The 16,491-nt window shown below is 58.3% G+C and carries 19 protein-coding genes; 6 read left to right on the top strand and 13 right to left on the bottom strand.

The window, feature by feature from the left end; translation table 11 throughout:
- Positions 1 to 165 precede the first annotated feature (165 nt).
- Together ubiT and FOY93_RS19700 are read left to right on the top strand one after the other, a co-directional pair.
- Positions 166 to 690, top strand: a complete 525-nt coding sequence (gene ubiT, locus FOY93_RS19705) for a ubiquinone anaerobic biosynthesis accessory factor UbiT (RefSeq protein WP_024906374.1) — start codon at positions 166 to 168, stop codon at positions 688 to 690.
- A complete protein-coding gene (locus FOY93_RS19700) occupies positions 684 to 1,187 on the top strand; it encodes a GNAT family N-acetyltransferase (protein ID WP_136195037.1) in 504 nt (167 codons plus the stop codon). Before ubiT ends, FOY93_RS19700 begins: the two co-directional genes overlap by 7 nt.
- Here FOY93_RS19700 and FOY93_RS19695 read toward each other — a convergent pair.
- Positions 1,174 to 1,503, bottom strand: a complete 330-nt coding sequence (locus tag FOY93_RS19695) for a GIY-YIG nuclease family protein (protein ID WP_115876341.1) — start codon at positions 1,501 to 1,503, stop codon at positions 1,174 to 1,176. The two genes, FOY93_RS19700 and FOY93_RS19695, sit on opposite strands and share 14 nt — an antisense overlap.
- Positions 1,504 to 1,517: 14 nt before the next feature.
- Between FOY93_RS19695 and FOY93_RS19690 the strand changes: the two genes are divergently transcribed.
- Positions 1,518 to 1,952: a YhbP family protein gene (locus FOY93_RS19690; RefSeq protein ID WP_008501485.1), complete on the top strand. Its 435-nt coding sequence runs from the start codon at positions 1,518 to 1,520 to the stop codon at positions 1,950 to 1,952.
- Here FOY93_RS19690 and FOY93_RS19685 read toward each other — a convergent pair.
- Positions 1,932 to 2,450, bottom strand: coding sequence for a type 1 glutamine amidotransferase domain-containing protein (locus tag FOY93_RS19685; protein ID WP_115876340.1), 519 nt, complete (start codon positions 2,448 to 2,450; stop codon positions 1,932 to 1,934). The two genes, FOY93_RS19690 and FOY93_RS19685, sit on opposite strands and share 21 nt — an antisense overlap.
- A gap of 128 nt (positions 2,451 to 2,578) precedes the next feature.
- Between FOY93_RS19685 and FOY93_RS19680 the strand changes: the two genes are divergently transcribed.
- On the top strand, positions 2,579 to 3,223 hold the full coding sequence (locus FOY93_RS19680) for an NAD(P)H-binding protein (protein WP_143345581.1): 645 nt from the start codon (positions 2,579 to 2,581) through the stop codon (positions 3,221 to 3,223).
- 39 nt (positions 3,224 to 3,262) lie between these two features.
- On the top strand, positions 3,263 to 4,300 hold the full coding sequence (locus FOY93_RS19675; RefSeq protein ID WP_143345580.1) for a permease: 1,038 nt from the start codon (positions 3,263 to 3,265) through the stop codon (positions 4,298 to 4,300).
- 50 nt (positions 4,301 to 4,350) lie between these two features.
- Here the strand turns inward: FOY93_RS19675 and dolP are convergent, their stop codons facing one another.
- From dolP to FOY93_RS19655, 4 genes are read right to left on the bottom strand one after another with little or no spacing between them, the layout of a single operon-like run.
- Positions 4,351 to 4,926 carry a division/outer membrane stress-associated lipid-binding lipoprotein gene (dolP, locus tag FOY93_RS19670; protein WP_111964950.1) on the bottom strand — a complete coding sequence of 192 codons (576 nt, stop codon included), beginning with the start codon at positions 4,924 to 4,926 and terminating at the stop codon, positions 4,351 to 4,353.
- 9 nt (positions 4,927 to 4,935) lie between these two features.
- Complete coding sequence (gene diaA, locus FOY93_RS19665; RefSeq protein WP_003861754.1) at positions 4,936 to 5,526, bottom strand: DnaA initiator-associating protein DiaA; 591 nt, start codon at positions 5,524 to 5,526, stop codon at positions 4,936 to 4,938.
- A 21-nt stretch (positions 5,527 to 5,547) separates the two neighbouring features.
- On the bottom strand, positions 5,548 to 5,943 hold the full coding sequence (locus FOY93_RS19660; protein WP_111964949.1) for a YraN family protein: 396 nt from the start codon (positions 5,941 to 5,943) through the stop codon (positions 5,548 to 5,550).
- Positions 5,901 to 8,078, bottom strand: coding sequence for a penicillin-binding protein activator (locus FOY93_RS19655; RefSeq protein WP_136195039.1), 2,178 nt, complete (start codon positions 8,076 to 8,078; stop codon positions 5,901 to 5,903). The genes FOY93_RS19660 and FOY93_RS19655 overlap by 43 nt, the downstream gene beginning before the upstream one ends.
- A gap of 62 nt (positions 8,079 to 8,140) precedes the next feature.
- Here FOY93_RS19655 and rsmI point away from each other — a divergent pair, with 62 nt between their 5' ends.
- Positions 8,141 to 9,004, top strand: coding sequence for a 16S rRNA (cytidine(1402)-2'-O)-methyltransferase (rsmI, locus tag FOY93_RS19645; protein WP_143345579.1), 864 nt, complete (start codon positions 8,141 to 8,143; stop codon positions 9,002 to 9,004).
- Positions 9,005 to 9,071: 67 nt separating this feature from the next.
- Here the strand turns inward: rsmI and FOY93_RS19640 are convergent, their stop codons facing one another.
- The 7 genes from FOY93_RS19640 to agaW all read right to left on the bottom strand — a co-directional run bounded on the left by FOY93_RS19640 (position 9,072) and on the right by agaW (position 16,490).
- Complete coding sequence (locus FOY93_RS19640) at positions 9,072 to 10,961, bottom strand: alpha-galactosidase (protein WP_143345578.1); 1,890 nt, start codon at positions 10,959 to 10,961, stop codon at positions 9,072 to 9,074.
- Positions 10,962 to 10,981: 20 nt separating this feature from the next.
- A complete protein-coding gene (kbaY, locus tag FOY93_RS19635; RefSeq protein WP_023309313.1) occupies positions 10,982 to 11,854 on the bottom strand; it encodes a tagatose-bisphosphate aldolase subunit KbaY in 873 nt (290 codons plus the stop codon).
- 12 nt (positions 11,855 to 11,866) lie between these two features.
- Positions 11,867 to 13,015, bottom strand: coding sequence for an SIS domain-containing protein (locus FOY93_RS19630; protein ID WP_133295189.1), 1,149 nt, complete (start codon positions 13,013 to 13,015; stop codon positions 11,867 to 11,869).
- 246 nt (positions 13,016 to 13,261) lie between these two features.
- Positions 13,262 to 14,395: an N-acetylglucosamine-6-phosphate deacetylase gene (nagA, locus tag FOY93_RS19625; RefSeq protein ID WP_133295188.1), complete on the bottom strand. Its 1,134-nt coding sequence runs from the start codon at positions 14,393 to 14,395 to the stop codon at positions 13,262 to 13,264.
- Complete coding sequence (gene agaF, locus FOY93_RS19620) at positions 14,392 to 14,826, bottom strand: PTS galactosamine/N-acetylgalactosamine transporter subunit IIA (RefSeq protein WP_045355421.1); 435 nt, start codon at positions 14,824 to 14,826, stop codon at positions 14,392 to 14,394. Before agaF ends, nagA begins: the two co-directional genes overlap by 4 nt.
- Positions 14,827 to 14,842: 16 nt before the next feature.
- The gene (agaE, locus tag FOY93_RS19615) at positions 14,843 to 15,721 is read right to left on the bottom strand and encodes a PTS N-acetylgalactosamine transporter subunit IID (protein WP_045355422.1); all 879 of its coding nucleotides are present in this window, start codon (positions 15,719 to 15,721) and stop codon (positions 14,843 to 14,845) included.
- Entirely contained in the window at positions 15,711 to 16,490 is a 780-nt protein-coding gene (gene agaW, locus FOY93_RS19610; RefSeq protein WP_136195041.1) for a PTS N-acetylgalactosamine transporter subunit IIC, read from the bottom strand. Before agaW ends, agaE begins: the two co-directional genes overlap by 11 nt.
- Position 16,491: the final 1 nt, after the last annotated feature.

Here is a 16,491-nt window from a genome sequence, read left to right as displayed (position 1 = left end):
TTTTAATTAACCCATACGCGACAATTTTTGATTTAAGGCAGCTAATGGCGTATTGATGGCACCAATAATGAGGTACGACGGACGATGGTTTGTTGATTTACGCCGCTATGTTGCGCTTCGGATATGGCAAAATAGCAGGACTATAGATATCAGGGAGTAAAGCTCGTGCTGGATAAACTGCGTTCACGTCTCGTACAATTTGGTCCATCAATGCTGAGCGTGCCGGTCAAGCTGGCGCCGTTCGCGCTTAAACGCCAGGTGCTGGAGCAGGTCCTGAGCTGGCAGTTCCGCCAGGCGCTGCAGGATGGCGAGCTGGAGTTCCTGGAAGGCCGCTGGTTAAGCATTGAGGTGCGTGACATCGGGCTGCGCTGGTTTACCTCCGTTGAGAATGACCAGCTCATCGTACGCGAAACCGCCGAGGCGGATGTGAGCTTTAGCGCCAACGCCAGCGATCTGCTGATGATCGCCGCGCGCAAGCAGGATCCGGACACGCTCTTCTTCCAGCGCCGTCTGGTGATTGAAGGCGACACGGAGCTGGGCCTGTACGTGAAGAATTTAATGGATGCCATTGAGCTGGAGCAGATGCCGAAAGCGCTGCGCGTGATGCTAATGCAAATGGCAGATTTCGTTGAGGCCGGGCTGAAAACCCCGCCGGACGGTAAACACACTTCAGTAGGTGAGCCATGCTGATTCGAGTCGAAATTGGGATTGATGCGCCGGGGATCGATGCGTTGTTGCGCCGAGCCTTTACGAGCGATGCCGAAGCCCAACTGGTCCACGATCTTCGCGAAGACGGCCTGATTACGCTGGGGCTGGTTGCCACCGATGACGAAGGTCAGGTGGTGGGCTATGTTGCCTTCAGTCCGGTCACCGTTCAGGGCGAAGAGCTGCAGTGGGTCGGTATGGCACCTCTGGCGGTAGATGAAAGCTATCGCGGGCAAGGGCTGGCGCGTCAGCTGGTCTATGAAGGATTGGATTCGCTCAATGAGTTCGGCTATGCGGCCGTTGTTGCGCTGGGCGATCCGGCGTTCTATGGCCGTTTAGGCTTCGAGCAGGCCGCGCATTACGATCTGCGCTGCCGCTGGCCGGGTACGGAATCCGCTTTCCAGGTACACCGTCTGGCGGACGACGCGCTTAACGGCGTCAATGGGCTTGTCGAGTACCACGACCATTTCAACCGCTTTTAATCAGGCTCTCGCGTAGCGCCTCAAAGGAGCCGTCTCCGGTCACGAGGCGCTCTTTCTGGCGCTTCGTCAGCTGTTTGATGCGGTATTCCAGCCTGAGTGCCAGCGATCGGTCACCGACGGGCGCCGAAAAGGCGAGCTGTAATTCCCCTTTCCCTCGCAGCGCTTTTGCCCCTTTCCCCGTTTGATGTTGTAAAAAACGCCGCGCCACATCGGTGGTTATCCCGGTGTAGAGTGCGTTATCAGCGGTTCGGACAAGATAGAGAAACCAGCACACGGTAAACAGATTCAGTATGTTAAGGTGAACGCACCATAGCATGAGAGAGAACGAAAATGGAAACACTGGCAGCCATCAACCGCTGGCTGGCGAAGCAGCACGTCGTCACCTGGTGCGTCTACAGCGAGGGTGAGATGTGGTGCGCAAACGCGTTTTACTACTACGATCCGGAGCGCGTCGCGTTTTATGTTATGAGTGAAGACAAAACGCGTCATGCGCAGATGACCGGCCAGCAGGCTAAGGTCGCGGGCACGGTGAACGGCCAGCCGAAAACGGTCGCGCTGATCCGCGGCGTGCAGTTTAAAGGGGAGATCCGTCGTCTGGACGGAGAAGAGAGCGACGCGCGTCGTAAGCACTACACGCGCCGCTTTCCGGTTGCCGCTGCGCTAAAAGCCCCGGTGTGGGAAATCCGCCTCGATGAGCTGAAATTTACCGACAACACCCTGGGCTTTGGCAAGAAGCTGCACTGGCTACGCGCCGAGCAGGCGTAGCGCTTCGCGGTTAAACGCCGGGAGATCGTCCGGGGTCCGGCTGGTGATCAGCTGGTCTTTGTCGTTGACCACCTCCTGATCGTAAAACTCAGCACCCGCGTTTTTGAGATCGATAACGATCGGTTTCACCGCAGTGAGCTTACGCCCGCGGACCACTTCTGCGCTGATGAGCAACTGCGGGCCGTGGCAGATGGCAAAGACCGGTTTGCCGGTAGAAACAAAGTCCCGGGTAAAGGTCACGAAACGCTCGTCCCCGCGCAGGGAATCCGGTGAATGGCCGCCGGGTAACAGCAGGGCGTCGAAATCTGAGGGGCTAACGTTATCGATGGTCTCGTCGATGGTCACGCTGGCCTCGCCCTTATGGCCTGTCACCGTTTTGCCCGCCTCTTTTTCAATGGTGATGACCTCATGTCCCGCCTTGCGGAACGCCTCTGCAGGAGAGGTGAATTCTGAATCTTCAAACTCGTCGGTAATCAAGACTGCGATTTTCTTGCCCATGCTTCCTCCGTTGTTTTGGCTTCAGACTGATTTTTCTCCGCTTGTGGTAAATACTTACCTGTAACAGACTTCTAAGTGTGGTCGACGACGCTGAGTTCGCAAACGGACAATTCTGTAAAGGGGATAAGATGAGTCAGGTATTGATTACGGGTGCTACCGGGCTAGTGGGCGATCACCTGCTGCGGCTGCTGATTCAGGATCGCCGCGTGAACTACATCGCCGCCCCGACGCGTCGACCGATGGCGGACATCTCCGGCGTCTTTAACCCGCACGATCCTCAGCTGACGGATGCGCTGGCGCAGGTGCAGGACCCGATTGATATCGCCTTTTGCTGTCTGGGCACCACGCGGCGGGAGGCGGGGAGCAAAGAGGCATTTATCCACGCCGACTACACGCTGGTGGTGGACACCGCGCTCACGGCGAAAAAGCTGGGGGCCAGACATTTTCTGGTGGTCAGCGCGCTGGGCGCCAGTGCCGGATCGCCTTTCTTCTACAACAAGGTGAAGGGCAAGATGGAGGATGCGCTGATTGCGCAGAAATGGGAGCAACTGACGATTGTGCGCCCCTCAATGCTGATCGGCCACCGGGACGAGCGCCGCTTTAACGAGTCGATCATGGCCCCGCTGTTTCGCATCCTTCCCGGCAACTGGAAAGCCATCGAGGCGCGGGACGTCGCGCGTGTCCTGTTAAAAGAGGGACTGGCCCCGTCGAAAGCGGGCGTAAACATTATCCCTTCGGCAAAACTGCGTGAAATCGCGCAGGGCGAGGCGTAAACTCCCCCGGCTAATTACTCATACTCTCCGGGGAATGCTATGACTGGTCAGTCTTCATCTCAGGCGGCAACACCTGTTCAATGGTGGAAGCCCGCACTCTTCTTTCTCGTGGTCATTGTTGGCCTCTGGTACGTGAAATGGCAGCCGTACTACGGTAAAGCCTTCACCGCCGCCGAAACGCACAGCATCGGTAAATCTATTCTCGCTCAGGCTGATGCCAGCCCGCTTCAGGCGGCGTGGGACTATGCCATGGTCTACTTTCTTGCCGTCTGGAAGGCCGCGGTCTTAGGCGTGATCCTGGGCTCACTGATTCAGGTGCTGATCCCGCGCAACTGGCTGGTGAAAACCCTTGGACAGCCGCGCTTTCAGGGTACGCTGCTGGGAACGATCTTCTCCCTGCCGGGGATGATGTGCTCCTGTTGCGCCGCGCCTGTGGCTGCTGGAATGCGTCGCCAGCGCGTGTCGATGGGCGGCGCGCTGGCGTTCTGGATGGGCAACCCGCTGCTCAACCCGGCAACGCTGATGTTTATGGGCTTTGTACTGGGCTGGCATTTTGCGTTCATTCGTCTGGTGGCCGGACTGCTGACCGTGCTGGTGGTGGCGACGCTGGTGCAGAATCTGGTGAAGGATAAGGCGCCAGAGTCCGCGTCTGTTGAGCTGGACGTTAGCGAGCCGCAGGGCGGTTTCTTCGCACGCTGGGGCAAGGCGCTATGGCAGCTTTTCTGGAGCACCATCCCGGTCTATATCCTGGCGGTACTGGTTCTCGGGGCGGCGCGCGTCTGGCTCTTCCCGCATGCGGATGGCGCTATCGATAACACGCTGTTGTGGGTCATTGCGATGGCCGTTGCAGGCTGCCTGTTTGTGATCCCTACAGCCGCAGAAATTCCCATTGTTCAGACCATGATGCTGGCCGGTATGGGCACCGCGCCGGCGCTGGCATTGCTCATCACGCTGCCTGCCATCAGCCTGCCGTCGCTGATTATGCTGCGTAAGTCATTCCCGGCGAAAGCGCTGTGGCTGACCGCAGGGCTGGTGGCGTTGAGCGGGGTGATAGTGGGGAGTATTGCGTTGATGTGAAAAAAAGCCCGGTGGCGCGAGCGCTCACCGGGCTTACAGTCGGGTGTAGCTTACTTGATGTAAGTAAACGCAGTAGTGACGTGCTTCACGCCGCTCACCCGGCTGGCGATATCGGCCGCCGCTTTCCCTTCACGTTCGGTCACCAGACCTAGCAGGAACACTTCACCGTTTTCTGTCGTCACCTTCACGTTGGAGGATTTCACCTGGTCCGAGCCCAGCAGCTGGGAGCGTACTTTGGTGGTGATCCAGGTATCGGAAGAGGCATCACCCAGGCCAATTGGCTTGCCCTGACGCACTTCGTTAAACACCTCAGTGGTCCCTTCTACGCCCATCGCAATCTGTTTCGCACGAGAGGCGAGCTCCAGATTCGGTGCCTGACCTGCCAGCAGCACTTTGCCCTGATAAGCCGTCACGTTGATACGCGCTTCTTTCTTGATTTGTTCGTCTTTCGACAGCGCACTGTTGACGCGCAGCTCCAGCGTACCGTCATCCACCTGCGTTCCCACGGTGCGCGGATCGGTTGCCGCTTTGGTGCCTACCGCGGCGGTACCCACAACGGCTGCAGCGATACATCCCTGAAGCAGTAATGCAGACATAAGGACTGCGAGGGTCGATAAAGCCTTCATAAGAACTCCTTAATCATCCTGGTGAGGGAAAAGCGTGTTATCGATCAAGTCACATAAGCAGTTCACCGTGAGCATATGCATCTCCTGAATACGTGCGCTCCGGTGAGAAGGAATGCGGATTTCCACATCCTGCGGCCCAAGCAGACCCGCCAGCTCACCCCCGTCATAGCCGGTTAAGGCCACGATGGTCATGTCGCGGGTGACGGCGGCTTCAACGGCTTTGACAATATCCCGGCTATTGCCGCGCGTGGAGATGGCCAGCAGCACATCTCCGGCATGACCCAGAGCTCGCACCTGCTTTGCGTAAATTTCGTCATGCAGACGATCGTTAGCAATCGCCGTTAAGACCACATTATCGGTATTAAGTGCAATGGCAGGTAAACTTGGGCGTTCTGTTTCAAAGCGATTGATCATGCTGGCAGCAAAATGCTGTGCGTTGGCGGCTGACGTGCCGTTGCCACAACAGAGGATTTTGTTGCCGTTTAGCAGGGATTGCACCAGCGTCATTGCGGCACGCGAGATAGCATCCGGAAGGGCTTCCGCCGCGGCAATCTGAGTCTGGATGCTTTCTGTGAAGCACACTTTAATTCTTTCGAGCACGTTATCCCTTTTAAATCTTAATTATGCGTCTTCGCCAAAAGCGTTTTTAAGCCATTCGATCTCATTTCCGGTGAAGGCTATCACATCGAACCGGCAATCCACAGTATCAAAACTCCCATTATGGCGGGCAAGCCACAAGTGGGCAGTCTGTAATAATTTATGTTGTTTGGCGAGCGTCACGCTGGCGGCAGCACCGCCAAAACGAGAGGACTGTCGAAAGCGGACTTCTACAAACACGGTGACCTGACCGTCTTTCATGATCAGGTCGATTTCGCCGCCGCGCCCGCGGACGTTGGCGGCGATAAAACGAAGTCCTTTGCCTTCAAGCCAGCGACGCGCCTTTAATTCCCACGCATCGCCGGTCTCTTTTCGGCTTAACTGGCCGGGACGATCTGCCCCTGCTGGTATTTGAGCCATGATAACTTCCTGTTGATCACGCAGTCCTGGGTGGCGGTCAGATCGCCGGTATTGCCGTTAAGCTCAAAGCCCGGCACCTGGCGCATCTGGGTAAAGTGGTTCGCCAGCGCCCATGCATCGACACCCATCGCATACAGACGCGCCAGAGAATAATCGTTACGTACGGCACTCAGCGCCTGCTGCATCAGCGCCGGATTGCTGCCAGCCAGCATCGGGATTTCGCTGTACTGCAGACCGTCCATTTCCAGACGGAAATCCGGGCCGGCGGTGCCCTGCGCGCTGCGTGAGCTGGCGTAGAGCGTTGCGCCGCTCTGGCTGCCGTTACGCATCGCGATCATCGGTTTGATAAAGGCGATCTCCTGCGGCGTGGCAACGATATAGGCCGCATCCACTTTACCGCCACCGCTAATCTGCGCGTCGGTAGGCGGGGCCGGGATCGTCAGGCCGCCAATCGTCACGCCCTGTTGCTGCGGCAGGCTCGCGGTGACAGGACTGCCGTTAAGCGCGATACCCGCTCCACCGTTTACGCCCGCACGCAGTTCAGAGACGGAGCCGAATTTCTGCTGCAGCACGACGCCGCCGCCCAGCTTCTGCCACTCATCGGCAAAGGCATTGGCCACGCGATCGCCCAGCGCGCTGCGTGGGATGAGCAGCAGCGGAGCCTGCTTACCCTGCTCGTGAATATGACGCGCCGCATCGCGGGCTTCATCTTCAGGGGAAAGCGCGAAGTAGCAGATATTGGCCCGGTTCTGAACCTGCTCAGGCTGGTTGAGCGCCAGCACGTTCAGCGTGGTATTGCTCTTCATCAGCTCTTCCACGTTGTTTTTCAGCAGCGGACCGACAACGATGCTCGCCCCATCCTGTTGAACCTGAGCCAGAACCTGGTCAAGCGGCTGCGAGCTGGTGTCGTAAATTTTCACCTCAGCGCCCGGGTTGGCGCTGGTGGTTGCTACGGCCTGCGGCTGATCGGCAGGCTGGGCCGCGGGTTGTGCAGTCTGCTGCTGAGGCTGTTCTGCCGTTGCGTCAGGTGCTGGTGCCGCTTGGGTCTCGGCCGGAGCCTGGGTCGCAGGTGCTGCCGTAGCTGGTGTTGTTGTAGCCGGTGCAGCTGTAGCCTGAGGCGTCGTCGGGGCCGTCACCGGGTTTTGCATCGTGCCCTGCGCCGGAGCTTGCGCTGTGGTCAGGTCGCTGGTCTCGGCGGCGGATGGGCTGACAACATCACTCACGTTAGCCGCCTGGGCTGCCTGAGCGGGAACTGCGCTGCCGGTTACCGACGTAGTACCGTTTTTCGCTGCTTCAAAGCCCTGCTGAATGGTACGGCCAAACACCGCCGCCTGGCCGTTGAGCGGCAGAAGCAGGGCGATTTTGCTGGTGGACGCTGGCTTAAAGTTCTGTACGTTCACCAGCTGGGTTGGCAGCATTTTCGCACCCGGGTTTTGCGGGTAGCGTGTCTGCCAGTCCGTAATACCGGCTTTCAGCATCTTTGGATCGCTGCGGTTGTTAAACCACATCTGCTGCAGATCCAGCCAGCCCTGAAGAACGTTTTCATCGGCGTTGATGACCAGAGCCTGCGCCTGTTCCTGCGTCATCGAAGCCAGCGCTTGCCAGGTGGCATCAATATTTTTCTGCTTTTCGGCACCGCCGAGCAGCGGCTCTTGCGCGATGAGGGCGCGGAGCAGCGTCAGGGAAGGGCGCCCCTGCTCAGCGGTAATGCCCGCCTGCCAGAAGCGAGCCTGCTGGTTTTTATCCAGCGCGCTCACGTCAATGTCCCCGAGGATCTTCTTCGCGGCGGCGTAATCTTTCAGCGCGACCTTCAGCTCGGCAGAGAGCAGGCTCTGCTCGCGACGCTGGGCGTCGTTAAGATCTTTCGGCAACTGGTTAAACAGTTCGGCAGCCCGCTGGGTTTTACCCTCTTTCAGCAGTGCACGAATGGCGAGTAATTGCCAGTTGGTCTTGGTATCATTTGAACTCTGCGACATTTGCTGCAGATAAAAGCCAGAATCAGCCTGAGCAGAACCCTGAAGATGGGCGGTGCTCTGGTCAGGTGCCTGGATGCCACAGCCTGCAAAGATCAGGGCTGCCAGCAGAAGCGGCACGCTGCGCGTGGCTTTTTTTCGAAGAAACGTTAACGGTACCATACTGTATCCAGTGATTTTTTTTACGCAATGCTCAATATTAAATCGGCAATACGGACGAAACAATGAAACAACACGAAACGGCAGATAATTCTCAAGGCCAGCTTTATATTGTACCTACTCCTATCGGGAATTTGTCTGATATTACCCAACGTGCGCTCACCGTACTGCAAGCTGTTGATTTAATTGCTGCTGAAGATACCCGCCACACCGGCCTGCTGCTGCAACATTTCGCGATTAACGCCCGTTTGTTTGCTTTGCACGATCACAATGAGCAACAAAAAGCCGAAACGCTGGTGGCGAAGCTGAAAGAGGGGCAGAACATTGCTCTGGTCTCCGACGCCGGTACGCCGCTGATCAACGATCCCGGCTATCACCTGGTGCGTACCTGTCGCGAAGCCGGTATTCGCGTTGTGCCGCTGCCCGGCCCGTGCGCCGCGATTGCTGCATTAAGCGCTGCAGGTCTGCCGTCTGACCGTTTCTGCTATGAAGGCTTCCTGCCTGCCAAATCCAAAGGCCGCCGCGACGTCTTAAAAGACCTGGAAGCGGAACCGCGCACCCTGATTTTCTACGAATCCACGCACCGCCTGCTGGAGAGCCTGGAAGATATGGTGACCGTCTGGGGAGAAGGCCGTTATGTGGTGCTGGCGCGCGAGCTGACTAAAACCTGGGAAACCATCCACGGCGCACCGGTGGGCGAGCTGATGGCGTGGGTGAAGGAAGACGAAAACCGCCGCAAGGGTGAAATGGTGCTGATTGTCGAAGGGCACAAGGCGGAAGAAGACGCGCTACCAGCCGACGCGCTGCGCACGCTGGCGCTGCTGCAGGCGGAACTGCCGCTGAAGAAGGCCGCTGCGCTGGCGGCGGAAATTCACGGCGTGAAGAAAAATGCGCTGTATAAGCATGCGCTGGAGCAGCAGGGGGAGTAAGCCCCTGCCGCCTGTTTTGCCGGGTGGCGGCTGCGCCTAACCCGGCCTGCAGATCGTTATGCGTCTTTTAGCTAACTGGTACCGCCTCAAACACCAGCGTTTCCAGCGGCTGCAGCGTAATCACCACCGCGTTTTTATACTCCTCCGGTACGGTTGAATTACTGCCGTACACCGCTTTCAGACGAAACTGCGCCGCGTTTCCTGTCGGGATTTCAAAATCTTTTGTTAAATCCAGGTAGTAGCTTTGCGGCTTATCCGACGGGTTACGCAAGCCGAGAATCGCTTTGTCCTTGCTCCAGGATGCCCAGCCGTAAACCTGCAGCGCGGTCGGATCGCCACCAATCCAGTGCGTATCTACCAGCACGTTGGCGTTATCCCGGGACCACTTCGCGGCCCGCGCCAGGGTGTCCCACTTCGCCTTATTCAGCATTGAAGGGGTGATATACAGCTCCTGCAGCTGGGTTCCGGTGGCGAAGTAGCTCCAGACCTGGTCGGCAAAGTCGCTGTCCGTTTGCACCTTCTCCAGCCCGTAATAGGCGTTTTCCGCGCTAACGATCCCGTGGTACATCAGCGAGTTCAACGGGAACAGCGGCCCTTTGCGAACAATGGAGCGGTACGTTTCCGCATCGCGGTAGGTCATCCACTGCTGCACCGGCGTGCCGGGACCGTACAGGTTGATGTCATCGCCCTGGCGCCAGATGGAATCAGCGTAGAACAGCCAGGACGGGCTGGCGTTGGTACCTGTCGTCAGGTTAATAAACAGATTCGGGTTGGCGCTGCGCATGTTGTGCAGCAGAGCGATAGAGGCGTCAAAATCCGAGGCGAACGGGCTGCCCTTAATATGCGAATTGGCATTACCCATCCCGTCCAGCTTGAACGAGGTAATGTGCTCGTTTTTAATTAGCTTAACGATCTGCTCATTGAAGTTTTTAAAATAGTTTGGGCCTGACAGCGCCAGCTTCCCGTCTACCGTTTCGAAACCGTACTCTTTTGCATGCGAGACGCGAGTGTCGCGCGGTTTGTTATATCCACCCCACGGCGAGAGCCACAGTCCAACGGAGCTGTGCATGCTGTCGGCTTTTTCCCGAACTTTGCTAAAACCGTTGCTGAATGCCGGGCCAAACAGCCAGCGTCCGGTCAGGTCATCCCAGCCATCGTCAAGCAGGAACGCATCCAGCGCCACGCCGCGCCCGGTGATAAATTCCTTATTCCATTCATCCATCCGCCCCAGCACGTCCTGCTCGGAGTACGGGGTAAAGAAGCCGATATCCATCCAGCTGTTGTAGTGTAAATAAGGCTTATACGGACGCGGGCGGACGGCATCAATAAACTGGTTTACGCTGCGGCGCAGCTGGCTGGTCTCCGGGAAGGTGCCGAACCAGGTGGTAAAGCTGACCGGCGACTCTGGCTGAATCGGCGTTTTCAGCTCTACGTTGAGATTGGTTGTCGCTTCATAGGCGTAGGTGTTAACGATGGGCTTGTCCGGCAGAATGAAGAACGAGTCTGCGACGATCGGCGAGCTGTTAATCGCCCCGTCTACGTAAGGTGCCTGAGCCTGCTTTTTGGTCGGGAAGAAGGTAATTTTTGCCACGTCTCGCGGCTGACCAACGGCGGCAACGGTGTAGTCGATGCTGGCGTATTTCCCCTTCACCAGGTTCAGCTTCACCGTTACGTTAAAGTCCGGATGGGTGAAATCGATGACCAAGCCGCTGTCCTGCTTTTCGACATGCTTGATTTTAAAATCAGCGGTGTGGATTTTCGTCTCGTCCGGCAGCGTCAGAAAGAACAGCTCCTGCGGCGTGAGCGGATGGTTAGCCCTGGTGTCCTTAACCACTACCGTTGAGTTTGCATCATCAAATGACAGAGCAATATTGTCGTTACCGAGCGCGTAGTTCGCGGCCACCGCGCTATGGGAAACGCACATGGCCAGCACTGAGAGTGCGAGGATTTTTTTCATCAGCGTAAGCTCCTTTTTAATCAGGCTTCTGCCGGAAGCAGCAATCGGTTTGCCGATCCGCAAACGGCGATCTTGCTTCTGACCACCTCTTTCATGGCGTCCATGCCGACCCGCATATAGAAGCGCGGATCGTTGCCCTGCGGGTTTTCGGCAAACCAGGCCTTAACCGCGTCAGAGAAAGCAATTTTCAGCTCGGTCGCCACGTTGACTTTGCACACGCCCAGCTCGATGGTGCGGCGAACAAACTCATCCGGCACATCGCTCGCGCCGTGCAGCACCAGCGGCACGGTGACCACTTCGCGGATTTCTGCCAGCCGCTGGAAGTCGATTTTCGGGCGCTTGGTATACAGGCCGTGGGCGGTGCCGATGGCGACGGCGAGGCTGTCTACGCCGGTCAGTTCGACGAAGCGTTTCGCCTCCTGCGGATCGGTGAGGAATGCGCTTTCCGCGTCCACGCTCATGTCATCTTCCATGCCGCCCAGACGGCCCAGCTCGGCCTCGACGCTGCAGTCGTTGAGGTGGCAGAAATCGACCACCGACTTCACCAGCTTCACGTTTTGTTCAAACGGGTAGTGGCTGCCGTCGATCATCGCGCTGCGCACGCCCGCGTTGACCTTGCGGCGAATATCGTCCAGTGATTCGTGGTGATCGAGGTGCAGCGCCAGCGGCATGTCGTAGGTGTGGGAGTAGGCGCTGCACAGGGCGTAGATCTCTTCCAGCGCAATATGCTTAAAGGTGCCCGGCGTGCCCGCTAGGATCACCGGCGATCGCATTTCGCTGCACGCTTCGAGGATCGCCTGGATCGTCTCCGCGTTGTGGATGTTGAACGCCGGAACGGCGTAGCCTTTTGCCTGCGCGTCCTGCAGAAGATATTTCGTCGAGATAATACTCATAATCAGATCCTCTTAAGCCTGCCACGGATGAATAACGACGCCCTGCACCACGCGGTTGACCGTCCCGCTGGCCGATGGCGTATCGGGCGTAATGCCTGCGCTAAGCGACTGGGTGAGCGCAAAGACCTGGGCATACATCAGGAAGCAGAACGCCTGTTCCATATCGATAAACGGACGTGAAGGCGGCAGCAGAATGTGCGGACCCGCTTCAATGACCGGATCGTTTTCAGCGGCGATGGCGACGACGCGCAGGGCCTGGCGATCGCGGCGCAGCTCGGCCAGCAGATCCAGATCGTACTGACGCGTATATGGATGGCTGGAGATGAACACCACCACCAGCGTTTCATTGTCTACCAGCGACTTCGGCCCGTGACGGAAGCCCGTAGGGGAGTCGTAAAATGCCGCCAGCTTGCCCGCCGTCAGCTCCAGCACCTTCAGCGCCGATTCGCGCGCCGCGCCCTGCAGGCCGCCGCTTCCCAGATACACTATCCGTTTCCACGGTTCGCTGCCAAAGACGCCGTGGCTGAAATCCCCGAGCGAGGCGAGGATCGCCTGACAGCGATCGGCGACGTCGCCGAAGGTGTGGGTATTGATCGTTTCCGGGGCGAACACGGCCAGACAGCTCGCCATCATGGTGGTGATGCTGCTGGTCATCGCGAACCCGCGATCGTGCGTTTCGGCAGGCATCAGCAGGGCAAAGGCGTTATCGCTGTCGACGGCGTTCTGGTACAGGCTCCCCGCCTCGTTGCAGGTAATGGACAGGTGATAGCACTCCGGCACGAACTGGTTTGCCAGCTCAACGGCCGCGACGCTTTCCGGACTGTTGCCGGAGCGGGCAAACGAAACCAGCAGCAGCGGGTGCCCAGGGCTGAAGTAGTCCATCGGGTTCGTGACCAGATCGGTTGTCGGGACGGCGGTGAAGTTTTTCCCGGTGTGGCTTGAAAGCCATGGCGCAATGATATCGCCGATAAAGGCGGACGTGCCCGCGCCGGTCAGGACGATCCGCAGATCGCGCTTGCGCAGCAGCGGCGTCAGGAAACTGTCGATCGAAGCACGCAGGTTATCGATGTTGTTGAGCGAGCGGATCCAGCTGGCAGGCTGCTGGCGGATCTCTTCCTCGGTCCAGGTGCCGGTTGTGGTGGCGGTAGTGGTTTGTTGCATAACTCAGTCCTTAGTCGTGTGAATTCCACATCAGACGCTGGCAATCGTGTCGCTATCTTTCGTTTCGTTTCACTTGTTCACTTAAGCAGTTAAATAAAATCTATAGAAAAGAAATCGAAACTTCAATGAAAGAAAAGAAATAAAACGAAAAGTGTGATCGTGAAAGGAAAGGGAAAATTTAAGGAAAGGAAAAGAAAGGCCTTACGGTTTCAGGCCGTAAAGCCAAAAGGAGACACAATGAAAGGGCTAAAGGGGGAGAGCCTGGCCCTGAATCCAGATCCGCTGGAGGTGTAAACCTCCGTCCAACGCAATAATATTGGCGCGTTTGCCCGGGGCTAAGGATCCAAGCTGATCGTCAACGCCCAGCAGCCGGGCAGGGTGCAGCGAGGCCATATGGATAGCGTCTTCGGCGGTGACGCCCGCGTACTCCACCATATTCCTGACCGCGGCATCCAGCGACAGCGTGCTGCCCGCCAGCCCGCCGGAGCCGGTTCGAACCACGCCGTTTTGCATCGTGACCTCTTCACCGCACAGGGTATACCGACCGTCCGGCATACCTGCCGCCTGCATGGCATCGGTAATCAGCACCACGCGATCCTGAGCGCAGCAGCAGCATAAACGCATCGCTCCCGGATGGACGTGGTGGCCGTCGGCAATCAGCTCCAGCCACGCCCGTTTGTCCGTCAGCCCTGCGCCGACCATGCCGGGCTCTCTGTGGTGCAAACCCGTCATACCGTTGTAGCAGTGCACCAGCCCGTCGGCACCCGCATCAAACGCGGCGAGAGTTTGCCGGTACGTAGCAGCGCTGTGGCCCAGCATGACGCGGATACCGCGCTGTTTAAGATGATGAATCGCCTGCAGCGCGCCGGGTTTTTCCGGCGCGAGCGCCACCACGCGTAGCGTGCTCTGTGAAACGTCAATCAATCTGTCCAGCTCGGCGATATCCAGTTCCCGGAATAGCTCGGGCGGATGCGCCCCTTTGTTCTGGGGCGTAAAGTACGGTCCTTCCAGATAACTGCCCAGGATCTGCGCGCCGGGTCCGCCGGACTGACTGCGCCGGGCGATACGCATCAGTGCGCTGTGGATGGCTTCCATCGGCGCGGTCACGGTGGTGGGCAGAAATGCGCCCACGCCTTCACGCGCTTTATGCATCGCCAGAGTGTCCAGCACGTCAGGCGCATCATCCATGACGTCCACGCCCGCGCCGCCGTGGACGTGCGTATCGATATACGCCGGGCAAAGCAGCTCCGCATCGCGCGCCGTAACGCCCGCCGGGATGGGTTCAATCGCCGCAACCGCGCCGCTTTCTATACGTAGCTGGTGGTCGTCCAGCCAGCCCTGTTCGGTCAGGATCCGTCGCGCGCGCAGCAGCTGGCTCATATCCCTTCCTCAGCCGGAGCTTCCTCACGGCAGCGCCCCAGCTCGTCGACCAGGCTCGTCAGGCCGCGGTGCCCGCACTCCAGCGCCTGCAGACGAAACGCCTCGCTGCTTAATCCGTCGCGCTCCAGCACCATCTCCAGCAGCAGCTGCAGGTTGGTGCCGGTGATGACTTCACTGCCCGGCCGTTGCATGGCGAGCGTCGATGCCACGCGAAAAGGCGTGCCGCCGAGCAGGTCGGTGAGAAACACAATATCGTGCTCTGCATCGAGTTCACTCACTGCCTGCTCAAGCTGAGCGGTCAGCCGCGCGGTGGTGGAGGTTTCCGGAAAATCGATGGCAATAAACTGCGGCTGTTCGCCCAGGATCTGCTTCATCGCCTGCTCAAGTCCGCTGGCAAAACCGCCGTGACCCGTCAAAATAATGCCTAACATCGCAACCTCTTTGCTTTTACAGGAAGTGACAGAATTTACCGACAACGCCCAGCAGCACGGTGATACCGATCAGCCGCAGCGGGCTCCAGCCGCGGCGTACCAGCCAGAACATGGTCAGGGTGTAGACCAGCGGCAGGAACGCGGGCATCAGCTTGTCGATGACGTCGGCCTGCAGTTTAACGACCGCATCACCCGCCTTGATTTCGAGCGTGGTATTGAGGCGGACGTAGGTTGCCACCAGCGCGCCGATCACCGTCATCCCGACGATAGACGCCGCGTGGCCGACCTTTTTAGTGTTGGCTTTAATCAGCGGAATGGCCGCGACGCCCATCCGGTAAGCGTAGTGCGCCAGGCCAAAGCGCAGGCCGAGGTGTACCACGTTAAACAGCACGATAAAGACCACCGCGCCCAGAATCGACCCTTGCAGCGCCAGGCTGGCACCAATACCGCCGCAGATGGGCAGCAGGGTCAGCCAGAACATGGCGTCGCCAATACCGCCAAGCGGCGCGCCGACGGCAATTTTGGTGCTCTGGATGCTGTTCACATCCTGCTTGGATCGCTCCATCGCCAGAATGATGCCGATAACAAAGGTCACCAGGAACGGGTGGGTGTTAAAGAAGCCCATATGGCCTTTCATCGCCCGCGCCAGGTCCCGCTTGTTGGTGTGGATCTTTTTCAACGCGGGCAGCAGCCCGTACAGCCAGCCGGAGGCCTGCATACGTTCGTAGTTAAACGAGGCCTGCAGCAGCATAGAACGCCAGGCCACGCGGTTGATATCCTTTTTCGTCAGCTCGGCACCGATGTTCTGGTCTTCGTAGACGTTTTCATTCACGCCGGTCAGCAGCGTCTCTTCGCTTTCAGACACGCCCGGCAGGGTGGTGTGGTTAGATGCCATCTTCGAATTCCTCTTTCTGAGCGGCGGGAGCCGTCGGTTCAGGTGATTTACGCATCAGGTCGATCAGCGCCATGGCCAGCGCGGCCGCCGCAATCGCCAGCACCGGAAGCTTGAGCCAGGCGGCGGCGACAAAACCAATAATGAAGTAAGGGATGTACACGTTTTTCATCATGATCTTCAGCAGCACGGCGAAGCCGATGGCTGGCATGATGCCGCCCGCGACGCCGAGGCCGTCAATCAGACGCGCTGGCAGAACGTCAATGGCGGTTTTCGCATGTTCCGCACCGAAGTAGATTGGCAGGAACGCGCACAGAAAATAGAAGATGCCGAGCGCCAGCAGCGCAAGATAGTTAACCCGTTCAATGCCGTTGGTGTCTGCATTGGCCGCCATGCGATCGCAGCGCGACATGACGCCGGACATCACCGAGAAGAGGAACGTAATCCCCATCTGTACCGCAACGGCAAACGGCACGGCGACGCCAACCGCGACTTCTGGCTTCACGCCGGTGCTGATGGCAAACGCGGTCCCCACGATGGTGCCGATAATGACGTTAGGCGGCTGGGCACCGGCGAGCGGGGCCAGCCCCATCCAGACCAGCTCTAACGTACCGCCGGTCAAAATGCCGGTGTGCAGATCGCCCAGAATCAGGCCGACCAGCGGCCCGAGCACCACCGGGCGGTGCATGTGCGTTAACCCGTTAAACATATCCAGACCGGCGATAAAGGCGAGTATGCCCAACCCAATCGCCTGCAACAGACTGATTTCCATT

The sequence above is a fragment of the Enterobacter sp. 18A13 genome (assembly GCF_007035975.1).
Classification (GTDB): domain Bacteria; phylum Pseudomonadota; class Gammaproteobacteria; order Enterobacterales; family Enterobacteriaceae; genus Enterobacter; species Enterobacter vonholyi.
Note: the sequence above shows the minus strand (reverse complement) of the source record. Positions and strands in the feature narration are given on the sequence as shown.

Bases quoted from the DNA above. Each gene is read 5' to 3' on its own strand.
- FOY93_RS19700 (WP_136195037.1), top strand. From the start codon at position 684: ATGCTGATTCGAGTCGAAATTGGGATTGATGCGCCGGGGATCGATGCG.
- FOY93_RS19695 (WP_115876341.1), bottom strand. From the start codon at position 1,503: ATGCTATGGTGCGTTCACCTTAACATACTGAATCTGTTTACCGTGTGC.
- FOY93_RS19690 (WP_008501485.1), top strand. From the start codon at position 1,518: ATGGAAACACTGGCAGCCATCAACCGCTGGCTGGCGAAGCAGCACGTC.
- FOY93_RS19685 (WP_115876340.1), bottom strand. From the start codon at position 2,450: ATGGGCAAGAAAATCGCAGTCTTGATTACCGACGAGTTTGAAGATTCA.
- FOY93_RS19680 (WP_143345581.1), top strand. From the start codon at position 2,579: ATGAGTCAGGTATTGATTACGGGTGCTACCGGGCTAGTGGGCGATCAC.
- FOY93_RS19675 (WP_143345580.1), top strand. From the start codon at position 3,263: ATGACTGGTCAGTCTTCATCTCAGGCGGCAACACCTGTTCAATGGTGG.
- dolP (WP_111964950.1), bottom strand. From the start codon at position 4,926: ATGAAGGCTTTATCGACCCTCGCAGTCCTTATGTCTGCATTACTGCTT.
- FOY93_RS19660 (WP_111964949.1), bottom strand. From the start codon at position 5,943: ATGGCTCAAATACCAGCAGGGGCAGATCGTCCCGGCCAGTTAAGCCGA.
- FOY93_RS19655 (WP_136195039.1), bottom strand. From the start codon at position 8,078: ATGGTACCGTTAACGTTTCTTCGAAAAAAAGCCACGCGCAGCGTGCCG.
- rsmI (WP_143345579.1), top strand. From the start codon at position 8,141: ATGAAACAACACGAAACGGCAGATAATTCTCAAGGCCAGCTTTATATT.
- FOY93_RS19640 (WP_143345578.1), bottom strand. From the start codon at position 10,961: ATGAAAAAAATCCTCGCACTCTCAGTGCTGGCCATGTGCGTTTCCCAT.
- kbaY (WP_023309313.1), bottom strand. From the start codon at position 11,854: ATGAGTATTATCTCGACGAAATATCTTCTGCAGGACGCGCAGGCAAAA.
- FOY93_RS19630 (WP_133295189.1), bottom strand. From the start codon at position 13,015: ATGCAACAAACCACTACCGCCACCACAACCGGCACCTGGACCGAGGAA.
- nagA (WP_133295188.1), bottom strand. From the start codon at position 14,395: ATGAGCCAGCTGCTGCGCGCGCGACGGATCCTGACCGAACAGGGCTGG.
- agaF (WP_045355421.1), bottom strand. From the start codon at position 14,826: ATGTTAGGCATTATTTTGACGGGTCACGGCGGTTTTGCCAGCGGACTT.
- agaE (WP_045355422.1), bottom strand. From the start codon at position 15,721: ATGGCATCTAACCACACCACCCTGCCGGGCGTGTCTGAAAGCGAAGAG.
- agaW (WP_136195041.1), bottom strand. From the start codon at position 16,490: ATGGAAATCAGTCTGTTGCAGGCGATTGGGTTGGGCATACTCGCCTTT.